This is a genomic window from Coleofasciculus sp. G1-WW12-02, assembly GCF_040219735.1.
GTDB lineage: Bacteria > Cyanobacteriota > Cyanobacteriia > Cyanobacteriales > Coleofasciculaceae > Coleofasciculus.
In genome coordinates this window covers 1-18,199 of record NZ_JAVJRX010000186.1, presented here as the reverse complement: position 1 = coordinate 18,199, position 18,199 = coordinate 1, and the positions used below count along the sequence as shown (strand labels likewise).

The following is an 18,199-nucleotide window of genomic DNA, read 5'->3' as shown; positions in this document are numbered from 1 at the left end:
GTGATTGAGTCACGATTCTCTGATAGTTTCCAGCCTGATGTTTTATACTCTACGGAACCATGATTAGGACGATTCTTTTTGTACTTAGGGTATCCTTTCTTTCCTTTGACTTGCTTTTTGCAGTCGTCAAAAAATCTTGAAATAGCTGCGTAGGCACGCTCTGACATTGCTTGTCGAGCTTGAGAGTTTAATTTTCCCGCCCAAGGAAACTCTTTACTTTTACCAAGAATCGCACAATATTTAGACAAGTCATTGCGATTTTTTGCATGACCATTTTCCCAATACTGAAGGCAAGCATTACGAATAAACAGACCAGTACGGATGGCTTCATCAAGCCTTCTATACTGATACTCTTTACCTTTTAACTTACCTTCGTAGACAATCATTTTACCATGCTGAGCTTATGGTAGAATTATATCACGCAAAGGCTAACACTCGCAACTAAAGTTGCTAGACTAGACGCATCGCTCGGTTTCATCCCTCGGATAAATCACGAGGGCTTTCACCATCGCTTATACTGTAAAGCCTACTTCCCCAATCCAACTCAGTAAGTCGGGCATTTATTACAACGGGTAAGTCGGTGAAAATAAACTCAACTCTATTAAGTTACAGAAAAAGTTCTCAAACCCTGACAAATGACATAAGGCTCTCCCCTTTTAACGGTATTCAGTATCAAAGGATACTGTTTTTTTGAAGCATTTTCCAACAAAACTCAGCCCTCAACTAAATTAAAGCCAAATTTCCCGAATGTTATCGTTTTGTTAAAGCTTGGCTTGTACTTCTGGTGGAGTTGGTTTATCGTAATCCAACAAGCTGGTGGTGTCGCGGCGGGGATACCCTCCGTTAAGGTAAAAGGCAGAAGGTAGAATAAAGGAATGCTTGTAAAGTAAACTGTTGCACCTTTTTCCACAGGATACTGATTTCCGCTACGTTCCACCAAACAGCTTCCCAGCCTCTACACTGAAAAACGGGCGCAAGCCTTGCGCCCCTACAACCCTCGTCATTTTTGGGTCATTTAAGATGAAAAGCAACCAACTGCCAAAAAAACAAGGCTTATACGATCCACAGTTTGAACACGACGCCTGTGGTGTGGGATTCGTCGTGCAGATGAAGGGGAATAAGTCCCACGATATCGTGGAACAAGGACTAACCATTCTGGCAAACCTGGAACATCGCGGCGCGTGCGGTTGTGAAGCCAACACCGGAGATGGCGCAGGGATTTTAATCCAAATCCCAGATCAGTTTATGCGGAAAGTCGCCGCCTCCGATAAGATTACCCTACCAGAAGCGGGTCAATATGGGGTTGGTGCGATTTTTACCTCCCCTGATCCGATGATTCGCCAGCAGAGTCGGCAGATTTTTGAGAAAATCGCCACTGAAGAAGGTCAAACGGTTCTGGGTTGGCGGGATGTCCCCATCGATGACTCACCCCTAGGGAGTATCGCCAAACTGGGTGAACCGTTTATGCAACAGGTTTTCATCCAGCGTTCCCCCAACCTGGCTGATGATCTATCCTTTGAACGGAAACTCTATGTAATCCTGAAACGGACGGAAACAGAAATTCGGAACTCAGAGGTTGACCCCTGCTGGTATGTCGCTAGCCTCTCCTGTCGTACCCTAGTGTACAAAGGAATGCTCACACCCATACAGGTGGGACAATATTATCCCGAACTCCATGATCCCGATCTTAAAAGCGCCTTAGCCTTGGTGCATTCCCGGTTTAGCACCAACACCTTCCCCAGTTGGGAACGCGCCCATCCCTATCGCTATATCGCCCATAATGGGGAAATTAATACCTTACGGGGTAATACTAACTGGATGCACGCCCGACAGTCGCTGTTTAAGTCCAAGCTGTTTGGCGATGACTTAGACAAAGTTCAGCCAGTTATTGATTTAGAGGGAAGTGACTCGGCGATATTCGACAACGCCCTAGAAATGTTAGTCCTTTCTGGGCGATCCTTACCCCATGCGGTAATGATGATGATCCCAGAACCTTGGACGAATCATGAGTCCATGAGTCAGGAGAAAAAGGCATTCTACAAATATCACTCCTGTATGATGGAACCCTGGGATGGTCCAGCGTCTATTGCCTTTACTGATGGTACGACGATTGGGGCAGTTCTAGATCGCAACGGATTGCGTCCATCGCGCTATTATGTGACGAAGGATGATCGGGTCATTATGGCATCCGAAGCCGGTGTCTTACCCGTAGAACCCGAAGACGTGGCGTTTAAAGGGCGCTTGCAACCAGGGCGGATGTTCTTGGTAAATATGGAAGAGGGGCGGATTATTGCCGATGAGGAACTCAAACAGGCAATTATTACCGAACATCCCTACCAAGACTGGATTGACGAATACATGCTCGAACTGGCACAGTTAAAAGACGCGCCAGAGGTAGCCCAACCCGAACCCGACACCCTGATTCAGCGGCAAATGGCGTTCGGCTACACCTTCGAGGAACTGCGGATGCTGATGGCGCCGATGGCACAGAATGGGGTGGAAGCTGTGGGTTCCATGGGTTCGGATACCCCCTTGGCGGTGCTATCTGACCGACCGAAATTACTGTACGATTATTTCCAGCAACTGTTTGCCCAGGTAACTAATCCCCCCATTGATTCGATTCGGGAAGAAATTATCACCTCGGCGGAAACTACGATTGGTTCAGAACGCAATTTACTCGAACCCGAACCCAAAAGTTGTCATTTAATTGAACTGAAAACGCCGATTCTGAGTAATGAGGAATTGGCGAAACTCAAATATGTGTCCGCCGGGGAGTTTAAATCGGTTACCCTTCCGATTCTATTTGACCCCAAAGCTGGGGTGAAGGGATTGGAAACGGCGATGGATGAGATTTTCGCGAAAGCGGATAGTGCGATCGCAGATGGAACGACTATAATTATCCTCAGCGATCGCGGCATTGACAAAGACCATGCACCAATCCCCGCATTACTTGCAGTTGCAGGGTTACATCACCACCTAATCCGCAAAAAGACGCGCACCAAAGTAGGGTTAGTCTTAGAATCGGGAGAACCCCGCGAAGTTCATCATCATGCGGTTCTCGTCGGTTATGGTTGCGGCGCGATTAATCCCTATCTGATGTTTGAAACCATTGACGATATGATTCGCCAGGGCTTGCTGGAAAATATTGATCGCAAGACGGCGTACAAAAACTATATCAAAGCCGCAACTAAGGGTGTGATTAAAGTCGCCTCCAAGATTGGGATTTCCACCATCCAAAGTTATCGCGGTGCCCAAATCTTTGAAACCATTGGACTCAAACAAGCCCTAGTTGATCAATACTTTACCTGGACAGCGACTCGGATTGAAGGGGCGGATTTGGACGTAATTGCCCAAGAAGCCATTATACGTCATCGCCACGCCTTCCCAGACCGAGAAGTGAATGGTCATACCCTGGATGCAGGGGGCGAATATCAGTGGCGTAAAGACGGTGAAGCACACCTATTTAGTCCCCAAACTATCCACGCCCTACAAAATGCCGTGCGTCAAGGGAGTTATGACCTGTATAAAGAATACGCTGCCCTAATTAATGAACAGAGCCAGAAACATTTTACCCTACGCGGACTCCTGCAATTCAAGAAACGCGACCCAATTCCTTTAGAGGAAGTGGAACCGGTTGAGGCGATTACTCGGCGGTTTAAAACCGGGGCGATGAGTTACGGTTCCATTTCCAAAGAAGCACATGAATCCCTAGCCATAGCCATGAACCGGATTGGCGGTAAATCCAATACCGGGGAAGGGGGAGAAGATCCCGAACGCTATACCTGGACAAATGAACGGGGGGATTCTAAGAATAGCGGGATTAAACAAGTCGCATCGGGGCGGTTTGGGGTCAACAGTTTGTATCTGTCTCAAGCCAAGGAACTGCAAATTAAGATGGCGCAAGGGGCGAAGCCAGGAGAAGGGGGACAGTTACCGGGGCGTAAGGTTTATCCTTGGATTGCTAAGGTACGCAACTCTACCCCCGGTGTGGGGTTAATTTCGCCACCGCCGCACCACGATATCTACTCGATTGAAGACTTAGCCGAGTTAATTCATGACCTGAAAAATGCCAACCGCAACGCCCGGATTAACGTGAAACTGGTGTCTGAGGTGGGTGTGGGAACGATCGCGGCGGGGGTGGCAAAAGCCCATGCTGATGTGGTACTAATTTCTGGATTTGATGGGGGAACCGGTGCATCGCCGCAAACCTCGATTAAACACGCGGGATTACCTTGGGAATTGGGGGTAGCGGAGACGCATCAAACTCTGGTATTAAATAATCTGCGATCGCGGATTGTCGTGGAAACCGATGGTCAAATGAAGACTGGGCGCGATGTGGCAATTGCGGCGCTATTGGGGGCAGAGGAATTTGGCTTCTCTACCGCACCTCTGGTGTCCCTGGGCTGCATTATGATGCGGGTTTGTCAAAAAAACACCTGTCCGGCGGGAATTGCCACTCAAGACCCCCAGTTACGCGAGAGTTTCATTGGCAATCCGGATCATACGGTAAACTTCATGACCTTTGTCGCCCAAGAAGTGCGGGAAATCATGGCACAGTTGGGATTCCGCACGCTGAATGAAATGGTAGGGCGTGTGGATGTCTTGGAAGCGAAGCCAGCGGTGGATCATTGGAAGGCGAAGGGATTGGATTTATCCCAGATTCTCTATCAACCGGATGTGGGACCCGAAATTGGGCGTTACTGTCAGATTCCCCAGGATCATGGGTTGGATAAGTCCCTGGATATGAGGGTTCTGCTAGATTTATGCAAAGGCGCGATCGCGAAAGGTGAAAAGGTAACGGCTACCCTACCGATTCAGAATATCAATCGGGCGGTTGGCACAATTTTAGGCAATGAAATCACCAAGCGCCATTGGCAAGGTTTACCGGAGGATACCATCCATCTGCATTTCCAAGGGAGTGCGGGTCAAAGCTTCGGTGCCTTTGTTCCCAAGGGCGTCACCTTAGAATTAGAAGGGGATGCTAATGATTACTTTGGGAAAGGGTTATCCGGGGGTAAATTAATCCTCTATCCTCCCGCCCGTTCCACCTTTGTTCCCCGTGAGAATATCATTATCGGTAATGTCGCCCTCTATGGCGCAACCTCTGGTGAAGTTTATATTCGAGGAATGGCTGGTGAACGGTTCTGTGTTCGCAACTCAGGGGTTAATGCGGTGGTGGAAGCCGTGGGTGATCATGGGTGCGAATATATGACGGGGGGTAAAGTGGTGGTTCTCGGTTCAACCGGGCGCAACTTTGCCGCTGGAATGAGTGGTGGTGTCGCCTATGTGTTGGATGAGAAAGGTGATTTTGCCACCCGTTGCAATACCCAGATGTCTGACTTGGAAAAACTGGAAGACGCAGGGGAGATTGAGATCATCCACCAAATGATTGCCAAACACGTCGAGTACACCAAGAGTCAATTGGGGTTAACTATTTTGGCGAATTGGACGGAAATGGTGCCGAAGTTTGTCAAGGTGATACCGAAGGATTACAAGCGGGTATTGGCTTGCTTGAATAAAGCCGAGGAAGCCGGATTAAGTGGCGATGATGCGCTGACGGCTGCGTTTGAAGAAAACGCCCACGATTTAGCCCGGATTGGCGGTAGCTAGTGCTTACCGTAGGGTGCGTTAGCGAAGCGTAACGCACCATTTCTCAAGGGTTTGATCACAGGGCGACCCGAGTCAATTGAATGGACAGATTTGTTCATTGATGCAGGCGGGTCGCCCCTACAGCCATAAACGGTTCTTTTCCATGCAATGAAATTCGAGATTAACTTTACTCCTATAGCTGCCAATCATATACGCGCCTATAGAAAATTTGCCCAAAAAACTATTCTTGATTCTATCGAAGCACAGCTATCCGATGAACCCACACTAGAAACTAGAAACAGAAAACGACTGGGAGAAAATGAACTATCCGATTGGGAACTGCGAGTGGATAACTATCGGGTTTTCTATGATGTAGTTATAGAAGACGATTCCTGTATCGTTCAGATCAAGGCTGTGGGACACAAAGAACACAATACACTTTACATTGGTGGTAAAGAGGTTCAGATATGAAAATTATCAACGTCGAAAGTGGACAGCTTACGTTAGATGAGGTGATGACACTGGCACAAGGGGAAGCAGTCGTTTTACGCAAGCCCGACGGCGCACTATTTGCCCTCGCCCCCGTCGATGAGTTTGCGGTGGAAGTGGAACTACTGAAACATAATACTGAGTTTATGGCATTTTTAAGAGAACTATCTCAGGAAAAAGCAACCATTTCACTGCAATCATTGCGAGAAGAATTGGGGTTATAACGATTGCTATTTGAACGGCGACTAGAGCCATGAATAGAGGATACCATGGATTACGAACTTTATTCAGACGTTATCTTGTTTGGCGATATTCCTGAAGCTGGACTTTATGCAGGTGATATCGGTACAGTTGTCGAAAAACATAACGTTGCTGAATTAGAAACGGGTTATAGTGTTGAATTCTTTGATATGTTAGGCAACACCGTAGCCGTTATGACTCTACCTGCAAGTTCCCTCCGTTCACCAACTCATGCAGACCGACCAACGGTTAGACAGATTAATAATTTTGCCGCGTAGTGAATTATATTACTGAGTTTATGACATTCTTAAGAGAGCTTGAAGACACCAAAAACACTATTTTTAGCTTGGCAAGATCCGATTAGTCGCTATTGGTTCTCGATTGGTCGGTTAACCTTTGATGGAAGAGTTTATCAATTTGTTTATACTCAAGGGGTAAAAGAGGCGGAAGCCAAATGTGCGTTTAATCCTTTGTCTTCGTTTCCGTACTTAGATGAAGTTTATACATCAACTCAATTATTCCCCGTCTTTGCGAATCGGTTAATGTCGCGATCGCGTCCAGATTATTCTAGTTTTATGGAATGGTTAAATATTCCCAAGGATGAACATGACCCCATGACAATTTTAGCCCGCAGTGGTGGGGAACGAGAAACCGATACACTCGCCGTTTTTCCTTGTCCGGAGGTTAATGCACAAGGACAGTATCATTTATACTTTTTCTCCCATGGGCTGCGACATTTGCCAAGCTGTGCCATTGAGCGGATTAATCAGTTTGAATCGGGTAAAAAATTATGGTTAGCTCACGAATTTCAAAATCCTTACGATGCTCAAGCTTTAATTTTAACCACAGAAGACCACTACATTGTCGGCTATTGTCCGCGATATTTGCTGGCAGAAATATTTGAGTTAATTCGACACAAGTTAAACCTAGAGGTACAGGTAGAACGTGTGAATAAAGCACCGACACCCTTCCAGTTTCGGTTATTGTGTAAAATGACTGTTCAGGCGAGCAAGGATTATCGTCCCTTCTCCAGTCTTCACTATCAACCCCTGATAGCAGAATTTGCGCGATCGCGTCCTCATTCTCAGCTAAACTGTTAGATAGGTTAACCATTTTTATAGGTAATAACAAGGGTTGATATGTCGTTATTTCAAGATTTAAAGAGAGCCTTGAAATAAATTTCAGGCTCAAAGCTAAAGTAAGCTAAAGCTTACTGAATTATTGTATCAGGTTATTAACCCGTTTTAACGGGTTTTAGCTCTTAGCCCGTAGACGCGGAGCGGCTTCTCTTCGAGTATTTTAATTCAGGGCTGACTATCAACCCCTGATGGCAGAATTTGCGCGATCGCGTCCTCATTCTCAGCTAAACTGTTAGATGGGTTAATCATTTTGCCTGATACCCAATCAAGATTAATCTATCGTGATTTGGGCAAGACTGATCCAATAATTTTATTATTGTAACCTATTGGAGATTTCCCTAAATGTTACAAACACCATCCCCAACGCTTACCCTAGCCGAATTTCTCCAACAACCCGAAACCCAACCCGCCAGGGAATATATTGATGGCAAAATTGTACAGAAGCCAATGCCCAAAACTCGCCACTCTCGACTTCAGAGTAAGTTAATTCAATCGATTAATAATATTAGCGAAGCCGAACAACTTGCTTATGCGTTTCCTGAATTGCGTTGTACCTTTGGCGGACGGTCAATTGTTGCCGATATAGCGGTTCTACGGTGGGAACATATTCAGTTTGATGAACAAGGCGAACCGCTTGATGATGTGTTCATCCCGCCAGATTGGATGATTGAAATTCTCTCACCCAACCAAAGTTCTAATCAGGTTACAGGTAATATTCTGCACGCGCTCCAATATGGGTGTCAATTGGGATGGCTACTTGACCCAGATGACCGTTCAATTTTAGTGTTTCTGCCTCAACAACAACCGGAGTTACGGAATAATCGTGATGCGTTAATTGGGTTAGAAGGCATTTCGTTAACGTTAACCGTTGAGCAAGTCTTTGGTTGGTTAAAAATGAAAAAATAGCATTTTTATGAGTGTTTTATTGTGGAGTTGGGGCGGTGCCAGGTGCGGTATGTGTTTCTGGGTAAACCTGTTGTGATTTTGGCGTAGTAGCAGGTGTGGGTTTTGGCGGTGGTGCAGTTTGGTTGCACAATTAACCAACGGCAAAATCGGTAAATTGTCGCATATAAGGACTATGAAATCCTAATACGATATCCTCCCGATTCACGCCCAATTCCATTAACTCATCGGCTAAATGAGCCTCAGTATTATTAAGCTGTATCCATACCTTGCCATCCGGCTTAATATCGATATGCATTGAGCAACTGTGGATTCGTCTCTCGTTGTGCCAACCCACACTCACCACTTGGTAATGGTTGCGTTCAGTATCAAAAATTGTTTGTACTTCAATCTGTACGTTTATCGGTTTATAGCTGCCATATTTGGTTAAGACTTGCTGGACAGCTTGGCGATATTGTTCTAGTTTATCCATTGCACAATTGTCTCCAAAACTGGGTTATAGACCATAATTTTAATTTGATTCGTTTGTACGACTAACTGAGCCAACTCTTGCACTTTAAAAAAATCATCATAGATAAGTTGTGGTACAGCGAGATAGAGAACTCTCTCCGGCTCAACCACTCTGAGGACATCTCGGTAACTAATGAATTGTCCAATCGCTCTGTGAAATTCAGTAACCGCAGACTGTCCTAGAAAACTCTTAATTTCAATGGCTATTTTCTGTCCATTTTGCTCTGCGCCGATAACCTGTTCTGCGCCTAAATCAATATACAAGTCAAGCTTGCCAAACTTAATCTGTAGCGGATCAGCAGTAATTGTCCAGTTGTCTTTTTGCAGTGCCACTTTTACGGCGTTATGAAAGGCATCTCTAGCCATACATTTGATTCAATTAGTGTTGCTTTGGGGTTGGGGCGGTGTCAGGTATCGGAAACGTAGAACCCGCAAGAATTCGTGTATTTTGCCTCTATTTTAAATCGTTACATTCTGCTGAAACTTTTATATATTACATTCTACAAGTCTCGATGCGAGAGAAGAGATACGTGACACTGTCGCAACTTACGCGATTCCACCACCTGGGTTTCAGTTACTGGGAAATGGTAACACCAACTGTATCTACTCCCTATTTCTGCGTAGATGCTTCCGGGGAGATGTCCTTGGGGGGCATTTAGACTAAAGGTAAGGTCGTAATATTCTCTCCAACCAGTTCTTTCTTCATCTCTCCTGCGAACATCTTCTTCATACCAACCCACGGTATCACCGAACTTTTCGTAGATATCATAATCATACACGCCTGGTCGCCCCCCTACACTTTGCCAGATTCGCTTTTGCACAGAAAAACCAAAGCGTCCGTTACTGTATTTTACCCAGAGACGGTCAATCGTTCGCAGGTCAGTACAAGGAAATGTTTGAATATCAGTATCATTAACATCCCACCAGTCTTTTTTGCCAATTACAGCCAGCATTTTATCTGTCGTTTCTTCATCTGCTTTTTTCCATTCTCCAGCAGCTAATAAATCTCGCAGTCGGCGGTAATTGATGCCACATTCTGAACTCAAATCATCATCCAGATTCTTAGGAATCAATAACCGCAACCATTCCAACACTGATTGAGGACGGTTTTCCGGTTGCAGTTCCATTCCCGTCAAAATAGCTTGATTCACCTTATTACTGATATTTGAATTCAGCGCCTGTGGCGGTTGCAACGAATCCCGCACCACTCGCATAAATGCTGGTGGTGGTACTTTTGTCGTCAATAAACAATACAGCGTCGCCGCTAACCCATACACATCCGTATATTCTCCCCGATGTGCTTGCTCATCATACTGCTCAAGGGGAGCAAAACCCGGTGTGACATGAACGCTATGGGTTTGAGTCAGATTGGGGAGAAATTCTCTAGCAATGCCAAAATCAATGAGTACCGCTTCTGATACATCAGAACGCACCATAATATTGTGGGGTTTTAAATCTCGATGCAATATGCCCTTATCATGAACCAGCGTTAGCGCTTCCCCAATCTGCTGGATATAACCTAATGCTTCCGCTTCCGATAAAGGATGGCGATTTCTCACCCGTCGCCATAAGTCTTCCCCTTGGATATATTCCATGGCAATACAGGGAAGTGATTGTTCATGGAAGACATTTTCAATCTGGACAATATGCGGGTGTCTACACACGGCTAATCGGGTAGCTTCCCGCTCAAAATCTCGCTGGTATTTATCGCGAAACTCGATAAAGTCGGGATTCGTCATCACTTCATCTTTCAGGGTTTTGATGACGAGGGGGTTGCCTTTTCTGTCTTTTGCCAGGTAGGTGATACCAAAGCCACCTTGACCGAGTTTTCGTTCAATGACGTAGCGATGACCGTGTAATTTCTGTCCGTTGACCCAGACCATTGATGATTTTTGCGATAATCCTGTCTTGATTGTGCCACAATCGGTAGATGGCATCAGGGTGAAACGAGATTTAAGACAGAAGAGGGCGGGTTTAGTCCAGTTATCGGTTGAGGCTGAAACGTTATCGGTAAAACCCGCCCCTACAACCGGAATTAAGGACTATAGCGTTTCTCATAAGATGAGGTGCAGGGGTGAGGGCGCAAGGATGGTGTCCCTACATTCGCTCCCACATTTGGGTGTACCTCACGCACTTGGGAACTGCTATATTAAGGGCTATGAAATCTTAAATCGTTCGTTCCTGCTCTTTTTATTCACTCAACGGCAAGTATTCAATTCGGTCTTGATATTCCCCCACAAATGAAGCTTCAGCAATGAAAATTAGCTCGGTAAGGGTTTCACCAATATTCTGAGATAGATCGATAACAAAGATGCCCGGTATGTGATGTCCTTCGGCAAGATGATCTGCTAAGTGTTTGGGCATAGATTTCCGATTATTGGTCACTAAGATAAAATTATTCGTCTCACACCAGATTAAAATTTCAGGATCGAGAGTTCCTTTTGCCGGAGCATCTGGATCTCCAATTCTTCTAACAATAAGATAAGGAGCTTTACGCATCAGTTGAGTTCGGTACAACGAGGCAATATGCTCATCCAACAAATATTGAATCATTATCAACTGTTCACCGATTCAGAATATTTTTGCTGAACTTCTGCCTCTGCTTTCAATTGGCGAAATCTCTGTCGTGCCGGAGAAGGATTCTGTTTTTGCTCGTCTCGCTGTTGACGGCAAAACGCTAACCAATCTGCCAAGTAAGCACTCACTTCTTCGGTGTTGTGTAGATAGTAAAGAATCGTCGCATAAACCTGTTCTAGGGTAATGCTTTCAAATTGTTGGGCGATTTCTTCAGGGGTTTTAGCTCGGTAAATATACTCGTAAAGAACGCTTTCAATCCCGATGCGACTGTCCTGAATGCGGATATCATCAGGAGCAAGAAAGTTGAAGTAGTCTCGAATTTGCATAGCCAGTTGCTTTTACTATTACGGGGAATTATTGTCTGGGAAATTATTCAGTCAGATACTCCCCGTCCAATTTTACCTCATTTGTGGTTGAACAGCACACTCTAAAATTGTTGCCTGTTACCTATTGCCTGTTGACTTTCCCACGCCGGGGAGAGGGGATCAAGATAAGATATAGCCAGCTACATTTTTTATTATTAATTCTTCCGGTTTCCCTTCTCCCATGTCAGGGAAAGCACGCAATATTTCAGCTAACCGGATGAGTTGGGTTACTCTCCGAGAAGGCTCCGCCTACGTTCCTCAACCCAACCTACTTGCCTTGACATTCACCCGTTTGAGTTCCCTCTCCTGGGCAAGGGGAGGGTTAGGGAGGGGTCAGATCAAGGGAACGTGTTTCTGGCTGAATCTGTTGTGATGTTGGCGTCATTTCAGGTGTAAGTTCTGGCGGTGGTGCTGATGGAGGCTTGAGGGATAAAAACCCAGCAATCATACTCAAAACTCCAGCAATTGTGCCAATAATCGTTAACCAAATCGTCAAATCCCAATTGCGCCAAGGTTGGGGAATTTGAGCCGCAACCCCCAATAAATTCAACCATTCCTGCATCGTTTGGGGACGTTCTTCGGGGGCTAACGCCATCCCTCGGAGAATCGCCTGATTCGTGCGATCGCTCATTTGGGGATTCACGTCTTGAGGTGGCTTTAATTTAGCCCTTGCCAAACTGCGATCGCGGACACTGGGCGGTTTTTCTCCGGTTAATAATTGATACAATGTTGCGGCTAAGGAATACACATCAGTATAAGCGCCGCGTTCGGCATCAACATGATATAACTCTAGGGGTGTAAATCCATCGGCGGTTGTTGGATTAATCGTCGTCAACGGGTTATCAAATCCCACCGCTAACCCAAAATCAATTAACACCGCTTCCCGCTTCCCCTGACGCATGATAATATTGTCAGGTCTAACATCCCGATGCACTAAGTTATTCTCATGCACCACCATCAAAGCTGAACCAATCTGGCGAATATAGTGTAACGCTTCTTTTTCTGTCCAAACTCGGTTAGAACTGGCTAAATCTTGCCCCTGAATATACTCCATGACAATACAAACTTGATCACCTTCTTTAAACGAATCCTTAACCCGGACAATATGAGGGTGTTTGCACTGCGCCAACTTCACCGCCTCTTGCCACAACTTATCCTGAAGTCGATTAAGTTCTGCTGGAGTAAGCTGATTGAGTAACGTATCACTCAAGGTTTTCACCACACAGCGTTGGGACGTGCGATCGCGTGCTAAATAGGTTATCCCAAACCGTCCTGATCCTAACTCCTTCTCGATCGTATATTTGCCACGTTGCAACTGCTGTCCCGCCGACCAAGCCATTGCCGATTATCTCAAATACTGCCTTGATTGTGGCATAAGTTATTCGTCTTATGTCCTTTGTTATACTTACTCCCTTTTAACTGCAACTTGGTATCAGTCGTGACGGCGTAATCCTTCCCTGATTGATACCCAAATCATAAAACTGCTTTTTTGTCAAATCAGCCCCTGAACAAGTCCTGGAAATTGGGTCGTTGGGGTATGCTTGTATTATTTAACTTTTGGCAACGCTAGAGAGAATAAATAACGCCTTATTAAGGCTTTAAAGCGTTTTTGCCATAAAAATGCTTACAATAACCCAACATATCCTAAAACATAAAACTTCATAAAGCATACTACACCTCAAACACAACGTCAAATTAGGCTTTGCCAGCGACTTCATCAATCAAGCCCCAAGTCCGCTTATCTTTGGAAAATTAAATCAGAAAGCTTAAATTAAAAAGTTTTATTTATGTAAGCGTCCATCAGGGACAATTCCTCAACTTAACCCGCCTGAATAATGTGAGGAGTCAGCCGCCAGCAAGAGTTACAGGCTTTTTGAGGAGGGAGTGCGATCGCGAAGACTCCCCTAGCACACTGACAATTTCTGCAAAACCCCGTGGAAACTTTTCAAGTTGCACAGAGGGAAACTTTCCCAACAACAAAAATTAGCTGTCCAGCAGTTAAACAAAGGAAAACCCAACCCAAACAACCCACTCAACCAGCCCTTTAATCTCTATTATTTAAACAACAGTTCATCTTTGCCAACCTTTAACTAAAGCTGACATCATTTCCAGTTGTTTCCCAACTCTATAAACTTTTCGTCCAAAACCCTTAAACCCTCTGTGTCCCTGGAGCGTAAACCTCTGCATCCCTGGAGCGTTAAAAAAATATATAGACTTCCGACACCAACGAAACGGGGGTTACTTTATAAAAAAATGTGAAAATATGAAACCCTAGAAGCAATTATTTTGTATCCTATTTCTAGCCGTATTCAATGAGAACCTAAACCTGAATGAATCCTAGCCACTGAACCGCAGCCAATCTAACCTTTTATTAAACTCAACCTGGCATTTAAACGCCAAAATGATTGACAAACCGTAACAAAGACTACAAAATATCTCTGATTTTGACTTTTGACTTGGTACAGATGTTGCTTTTAACGTCTCTAGACAGTCTTCCATCCGCTTAGTTGGTCACAAGCCACCGTCAACAACTGATTGGTGAGGATTTGCCGCCAAAATAGTCTAGGGACTTCATCACCATCGCCAATTTACCGAATGACACCTTAGCCACAACTATACCCTACTCTAAACTTGAGACATCACTATGGGAAAACCAACTGGCTTTATCGAATATCTGCGCGAATTACCCTCAGAACTGCAACCCGACAGTCGCATTGGCAACTGGGACGAGTTCCATCTGCCCATGCCGGAGGAAAAACTCCAAACTCAAGCGGCGCGGTGTATGGACTGCGGCACACCCTTTTGCCATACCGGAACCCTGATCAAGGGCATGGCAAGCGGTTGCCCAATCAACAACCTGATCCCAGAGTGGAACGACCTAATTTATCGAGGTCGATGGCGCGAAGCACTCGATCGCCTGCACAAAACCAACAACTTCCCAGAATTCACCGGTCGCGTCTGTCCCGCGCCCTGTGAGGGGTCTTGTGTCCTGGGTATTCATAACCCACCCGTGACCATAAAAAATATCGAATGTTCGATTATTGACAAAGGCTGGGACGAAGGTTGGGTCGAACCCGAACCCCCAACCAAGCGCACCGGGAAAAAAGTCGCGATCATCGGTTCTGGACCGGCTGGACTCTGTGCGGCTGCCCAACTCAATAAAGCTGGTCATTGGATCACCGTATTTGAACGGGAAGATCGTCCCGGCGGCTTACTCATGTATGGCATCCCTAACATGAAACTGGACAAAAAGCAAGTCGTCCAGCGTCGCCTTGACCAACTCGAACAAGAAGGGGTGAAGTTTATCTGCAACACCGAGGTAGGTAAAGACTTCCCCACCGAGAATCTACTCAAAGAATTTGACGCCGTAGTCCTTTGTACAGGCGCAACCAAACCACGGGACTTACCCATCGAAGGACGGGAATTAAAAGGTATCCACTTCGCCATGGATTTCCTCACTGCCAATACCAAAGCGCTTTTAGATAACAGCAAAAACGGCAACTTTATCTCAGCGCAAGGCAAAGATGTGGTGATTATCGGCGGGGGTGACACGGGTACCGACTGCGTTGGCACGTCCCTGCGTCATGGGTGTAAGAGTCTGGCGCAACTGGAAATCATGCCCCAGCCTCCCCTAGAACGCGCCTCCGACAACCCCTGGCCCGAGTGGCCCAAGATTTATCGCCTGGATTACGGGCAGGAAGAAGCGGCGGCGAAGTTTGGCGCTGATCCCCGTTTCTATCTCACCACCGCCACCAAGTTTGAGGGGGATGAGGAAGGACATGTGAAAGCGGTGCATACGGTAACAATCGAGTGGCAGAAAAACGACCAAGGTCGATTTATTCCCAGTCCGGTTCCAGGTACAGAAAAGGTGATTCCCGCCCAGCTTGTCCTCTTAGCGATGGGGTTCCTCGGACCCGAACAACCCCTGCTGGATGCCTTGGGCTTAGAACGCGACGCTCGTAGTAATGTAAAAGCCGATTATGGGAAGTATGCCACCAGTATTCCCGGTGTCTTTGCCGCCGGAGACTGTCGCCGAGGTCAGAGTTTGGTGGTTTGGGCATTCAACGAAGGTCGAGGTGCTGCCCGTGAGTGCGATCGCTATTTGATGGGGAGTACAGATTTGCCGTCTTAATGCTAAAAGGTTCCAGACGAGTCATGGCGCCTCTGGAAGATGGGGCGGGCATTAGTTTCCACTTAAGGCTGAAACCCTGACTAAATAGGGTCTGCTGAATAAGTCTGGGGGAGCAGGGGGAGCAGGGGAAGCCATAGTACATTTTCCCTGATAGCTAAGGGTTTGGGAGTTGTGCAGCAAGCCCTAAATAAGATCTCCCCCTAAATCCCCCTTTTTAAGGTGGACTTTGAGGAATCTTTTGTTCCTCCGACCTCTGCCGTTACAATTTATTTATGACTGTTTCTCAGGATAATGGATCAGCAAGAGTTCACCAACGCATTTACCAAACTCACACCGCGACAAAAGGAAGTTTTACAGCAATTTGTCGCCGGGAAAAATGATGGTGAAATTGCGGCGGAACTCTGTATCTCTCAAGGAACAGTGCGGAAACATATCCAGAATATCTGTCAGATATTTGCCCTAAACAATGACGAAGATAAAGGATCATCTCACCGTTCTAAGTTAATTACTGCCATTGCTCACAATTTACCCAATTTAATCCCAGGGGATACTCTGGCGGCGACGAATCAGCCTCAGGTTATCCTGAGTTATCATTGTGGAAATGACCCCGATAAAAGCCTTGCTACGCAATTAGAAACGGCGTTAACTGCCCAAGGGTGTCAAGTTTTCATTGCCAATGCTAGTCGCCGCATGGCAACCCAGGGATTGCAGCAAATTTATACCGAATTAAATCGTTGCGATCGCGTGGTGTTTTTATTGTCCCCTCTAGCTGCGTCTAGTGAGATGATGACGGAAGAGGTGCAGTGGGTAAAACGGCGGCGGGATCAACATCCAGAGGGGAAACCTGCTATTTTAGCCATTCGGATTAATTGCCCTTGGACATTACTCAACCATGACTTACGCGGTTATCTCAAAGGAGTGTCCCAGCAGGAGTGGCGATCGCATGAGGATACGCCTGTTGTGTTAAACTCAGTTCAGGATTGGCTCTGTAGTGATCAACCAACCGTAACGACACAGGGCGATCAAACATCCTCGACGTTTCCCAGTCCCTATTCCCTAACCCCCAATCATCCCCCTCAACCCGTCGCTGAACCAGAATTACCCCGAGGACAAGTCGAATTAGCCTCGGCGTTTTATGTGGAACGCCCTGGTGTTGAAAAGCGCTGCTATGAAGCGGTAGCTAAACCGGGTTCCTTAATCCGGATTAAAGCGCCGCGACAAATGGGTAAAACTTCGTTAATGGCTCGTATTTTACATCGGGGAACTCAGCTTAATTATGCCACAGTTCCGTTAAGTTTTCAATTAGCGGATAGTAGTGTTTTTAGTGATTTAGATCGTTTCTTGCAGTGGTTTTGTGCGGTGATTACTCTAGAACTGCAATTACCCGATCGCTTGGATAAGTATTGGAGTAAAACCTTTGGGAGTAAGGTGAGTTGTAAGTCCTATTTTGAGCGGTATTTATTAGCAACGATTGCGACACCCTTGGTGTTAGGGTTAGATGAAGTGGATCGGGTGTTTCATTATCCTGAACTCACGGCTGATTTTTTTGGCTTATTGCGATCGTGGCATGAAGAGGCGAAAAATCGGGAAATATGGCGTAAACTGCGATTAGTCGTGGTGCATTCGACGGAAGCCTATATTCCCATGGATATTAATCAGTCTCCGTTTAATGTAGGATTACCGATTGATTTACCGGAATTTGCAGCCGAACAAGTCCAAGATTTAGCCCACCGTCACGGATTAGCTTGGGAATCCAATCAGGTGGAACAATTAATGGCAATGGTTGGGGGTCATCCCTATTTAGTAAGATTGGCGCTGTACGCGATCGCACGTCAAGAGATTACTTTAGCTCAACTGTTGGCTACAGCACCAACTGATGCTGGATTGTATGGCGATCATTTGCGGCGACTTATGTGGAATTTATCCCAACATCCTGAATTAGCTACCGCCTTAAAGAAAGTAGTTACGGCTGATTATCCCATACAATTAGAACCCATGCAAGGATTTAAGTTGCACAGTATGGGATTGGTAAATCTGCAAGGGAATGAAGTGACTCCCCGGTGCGATTTGTATTGTCAATATTTTCGGCTGCGTTTAAACCGTGTTCATGATTCTTCACAAATTGACAATGGATAATGAACAATGGATAATGACCTCTCCTTAAAAGAAGAGGATTGAAATTAAGGAAAATCTTTTTTAATTTCTTCGTAAACGAAGAGGTCTTAGACCCAATTAATCAATTGTCAATTATCAAT

At 45.8% G+C, this 18,199-nt stretch carries 16 protein-coding genes; 8 read left to right on the top strand and 8 right to left on the bottom strand.

Going from position 1 to position 18,199, the window contains the following annotated elements; genetic code table 11:
* Together RID09_RS29270 and RID09_RS29265 are read right to left on the bottom strand one after the other, a co-directional pair.
* Positions 1 to 386, bottom strand: a 386-nt coding sequence (locus RID09_RS29270; RefSeq protein WP_446339436.1) for a transposase, incomplete at its 3' end; no start/stop codon positions are given.
* A 326-nt stretch (positions 387 to 712) separates the two neighbouring features.
* Positions 713 to 937 (bottom strand): hypothetical protein, encoded by a 225-nt coding sequence (locus RID09_RS29265; RefSeq protein ID WP_446339435.1) that lies wholly within the window; start codon positions 935 to 937, stop codon positions 713 to 715.
* 83 nt (positions 938 to 1,020) lie between these two features.
* Between RID09_RS29265 and gltB the strand changes: the two genes are divergently transcribed.
* From gltB to RID09_RS29235, 6 genes are all read left to right on the top strand, one after another.
* The gene (gltB, locus tag RID09_RS29260; RefSeq protein ID WP_446339434.1) at positions 1,021 to 5,610 is read left to right on the top strand and encodes a glutamate synthase large subunit; all 4,590 of its coding nucleotides are present in this window, start codon (positions 1,021 to 1,023) and stop codon (positions 5,608 to 5,610) included.
* A 147-nt stretch (positions 5,611 to 5,757) separates the two neighbouring features.
* Positions 5,758 to 6,060 (top strand): type II toxin-antitoxin system RelE family toxin, encoded by a 303-nt coding sequence (locus RID09_RS29255; RefSeq protein ID WP_446339433.1) that lies wholly within the window; start codon positions 5,758 to 5,760, stop codon positions 6,058 to 6,060.
* A complete protein-coding gene (locus RID09_RS29250; RefSeq protein WP_446339432.1) occupies positions 6,057 to 6,302 on the top strand; it encodes a hypothetical protein in 246 nt (81 codons plus the stop codon). Before RID09_RS29255 ends, RID09_RS29250 begins: the two co-directional genes overlap by 4 nt.
* 45 nt (positions 6,303 to 6,347) lie before the next feature.
* A complete protein-coding gene (locus RID09_RS29245) occupies positions 6,348 to 6,596 on the top strand; it encodes a DUF4926 domain-containing protein (RefSeq protein ID WP_446339431.1) in 249 nt (82 codons plus the stop codon).
* A 39-nt stretch (positions 6,597 to 6,635) separates the two neighbouring features.
* Entirely contained in the window at positions 6,636 to 7,418 is a 783-nt protein-coding gene (locus RID09_RS29240) for an HIRAN domain-containing protein (protein WP_446339430.1), read from the top strand.
* Positions 7,419 to 7,799: 381 nt separating this feature from the next.
* The gene (locus RID09_RS29235; protein ID WP_446339429.1) at positions 7,800 to 8,363 is read left to right on the top strand and encodes a Uma2 family endonuclease; all 564 of its coding nucleotides are present in this window, start codon (positions 7,800 to 7,802) and stop codon (positions 8,361 to 8,363) included.
* 130 nt (positions 8,364 to 8,493) lie between these two features.
* Here RID09_RS29235 and RID09_RS29230 read toward each other — a convergent pair whose 3' ends face one another.
* The 6 genes from RID09_RS29230 to RID09_RS29205 form a co-directional block, all read right to left on the bottom strand.
* Positions 8,494 to 8,832, bottom strand: coding sequence for an element excision factor XisI family protein (locus tag RID09_RS29230; protein WP_446339428.1), 339 nt, complete (start codon positions 8,830 to 8,832; stop codon positions 8,494 to 8,496).
* Positions 8,820 to 9,236 (bottom strand): XisH family protein, encoded by a 417-nt coding sequence (locus RID09_RS29225; RefSeq protein WP_446339427.1) that lies wholly within the window; start codon positions 9,234 to 9,236, stop codon positions 8,820 to 8,822. The genes RID09_RS29230 and RID09_RS29225 overlap by 13 nt, the downstream gene beginning before the upstream one ends.
* Positions 9,237 to 9,370: 134 nt before the next feature.
* Positions 9,371 to 10,807: a GUN4 domain-containing protein gene (locus RID09_RS29220; protein WP_446339426.1), complete on the bottom strand. Its 1,437-nt coding sequence runs from the start codon at positions 10,805 to 10,807 to the stop codon at positions 9,371 to 9,373.
* Between the two features lie 253 nt (positions 10,808 to 11,060).
* The gene (locus RID09_RS29215; RefSeq protein ID WP_446339437.1) at positions 11,061 to 11,426 is read right to left on the bottom strand and encodes a DUF5615 family PIN-like protein; all 366 of its coding nucleotides are present in this window, start codon (positions 11,424 to 11,426) and stop codon (positions 11,061 to 11,063) included.
* A complete protein-coding gene (locus tag RID09_RS29210) occupies positions 11,426 to 11,773 on the bottom strand; it encodes a DUF433 domain-containing protein (protein WP_446339425.1) in 348 nt (115 codons plus the stop codon). The genes RID09_RS29215 and RID09_RS29210 overlap by 1 nt, the downstream gene beginning before the upstream one ends.
* Before the next feature lie 361 nt (positions 11,774 to 12,134).
* Positions 12,135 to 13,151 carry a serine/threonine protein kinase gene (locus RID09_RS29205; protein ID WP_446339424.1) on the bottom strand — a complete coding sequence of 339 codons (1,017 nt, stop codon included), beginning with the start codon at positions 13,149 to 13,151 and terminating at the stop codon, positions 12,135 to 12,137.
* 1,305 nt (positions 13,152 to 14,456) lie between these two features.
* Here RID09_RS29205 and gltD point away from each other — a divergent pair.
* Together gltD and RID09_RS29195 are read left to right on the top strand one after the other, a co-directional pair.
* Positions 14,457 to 15,944, top strand: a complete 1,488-nt coding sequence (gltD, locus tag RID09_RS29200) for a glutamate synthase small subunit (protein ID WP_446339423.1) — start codon at positions 14,457 to 14,459, stop codon at positions 15,942 to 15,944.
* 291 nt (positions 15,945 to 16,235) lie between these two features.
* Positions 16,236 to 18,080 (top strand): AAA-like domain-containing protein, encoded by a 1,845-nt coding sequence (locus RID09_RS29195; protein ID WP_446339422.1) that lies wholly within the window; start codon positions 16,236 to 16,238, stop codon positions 18,078 to 18,080.
* The last annotated feature ends 119 nt before the right edge of the window (positions 18,081 to 18,199 follow it).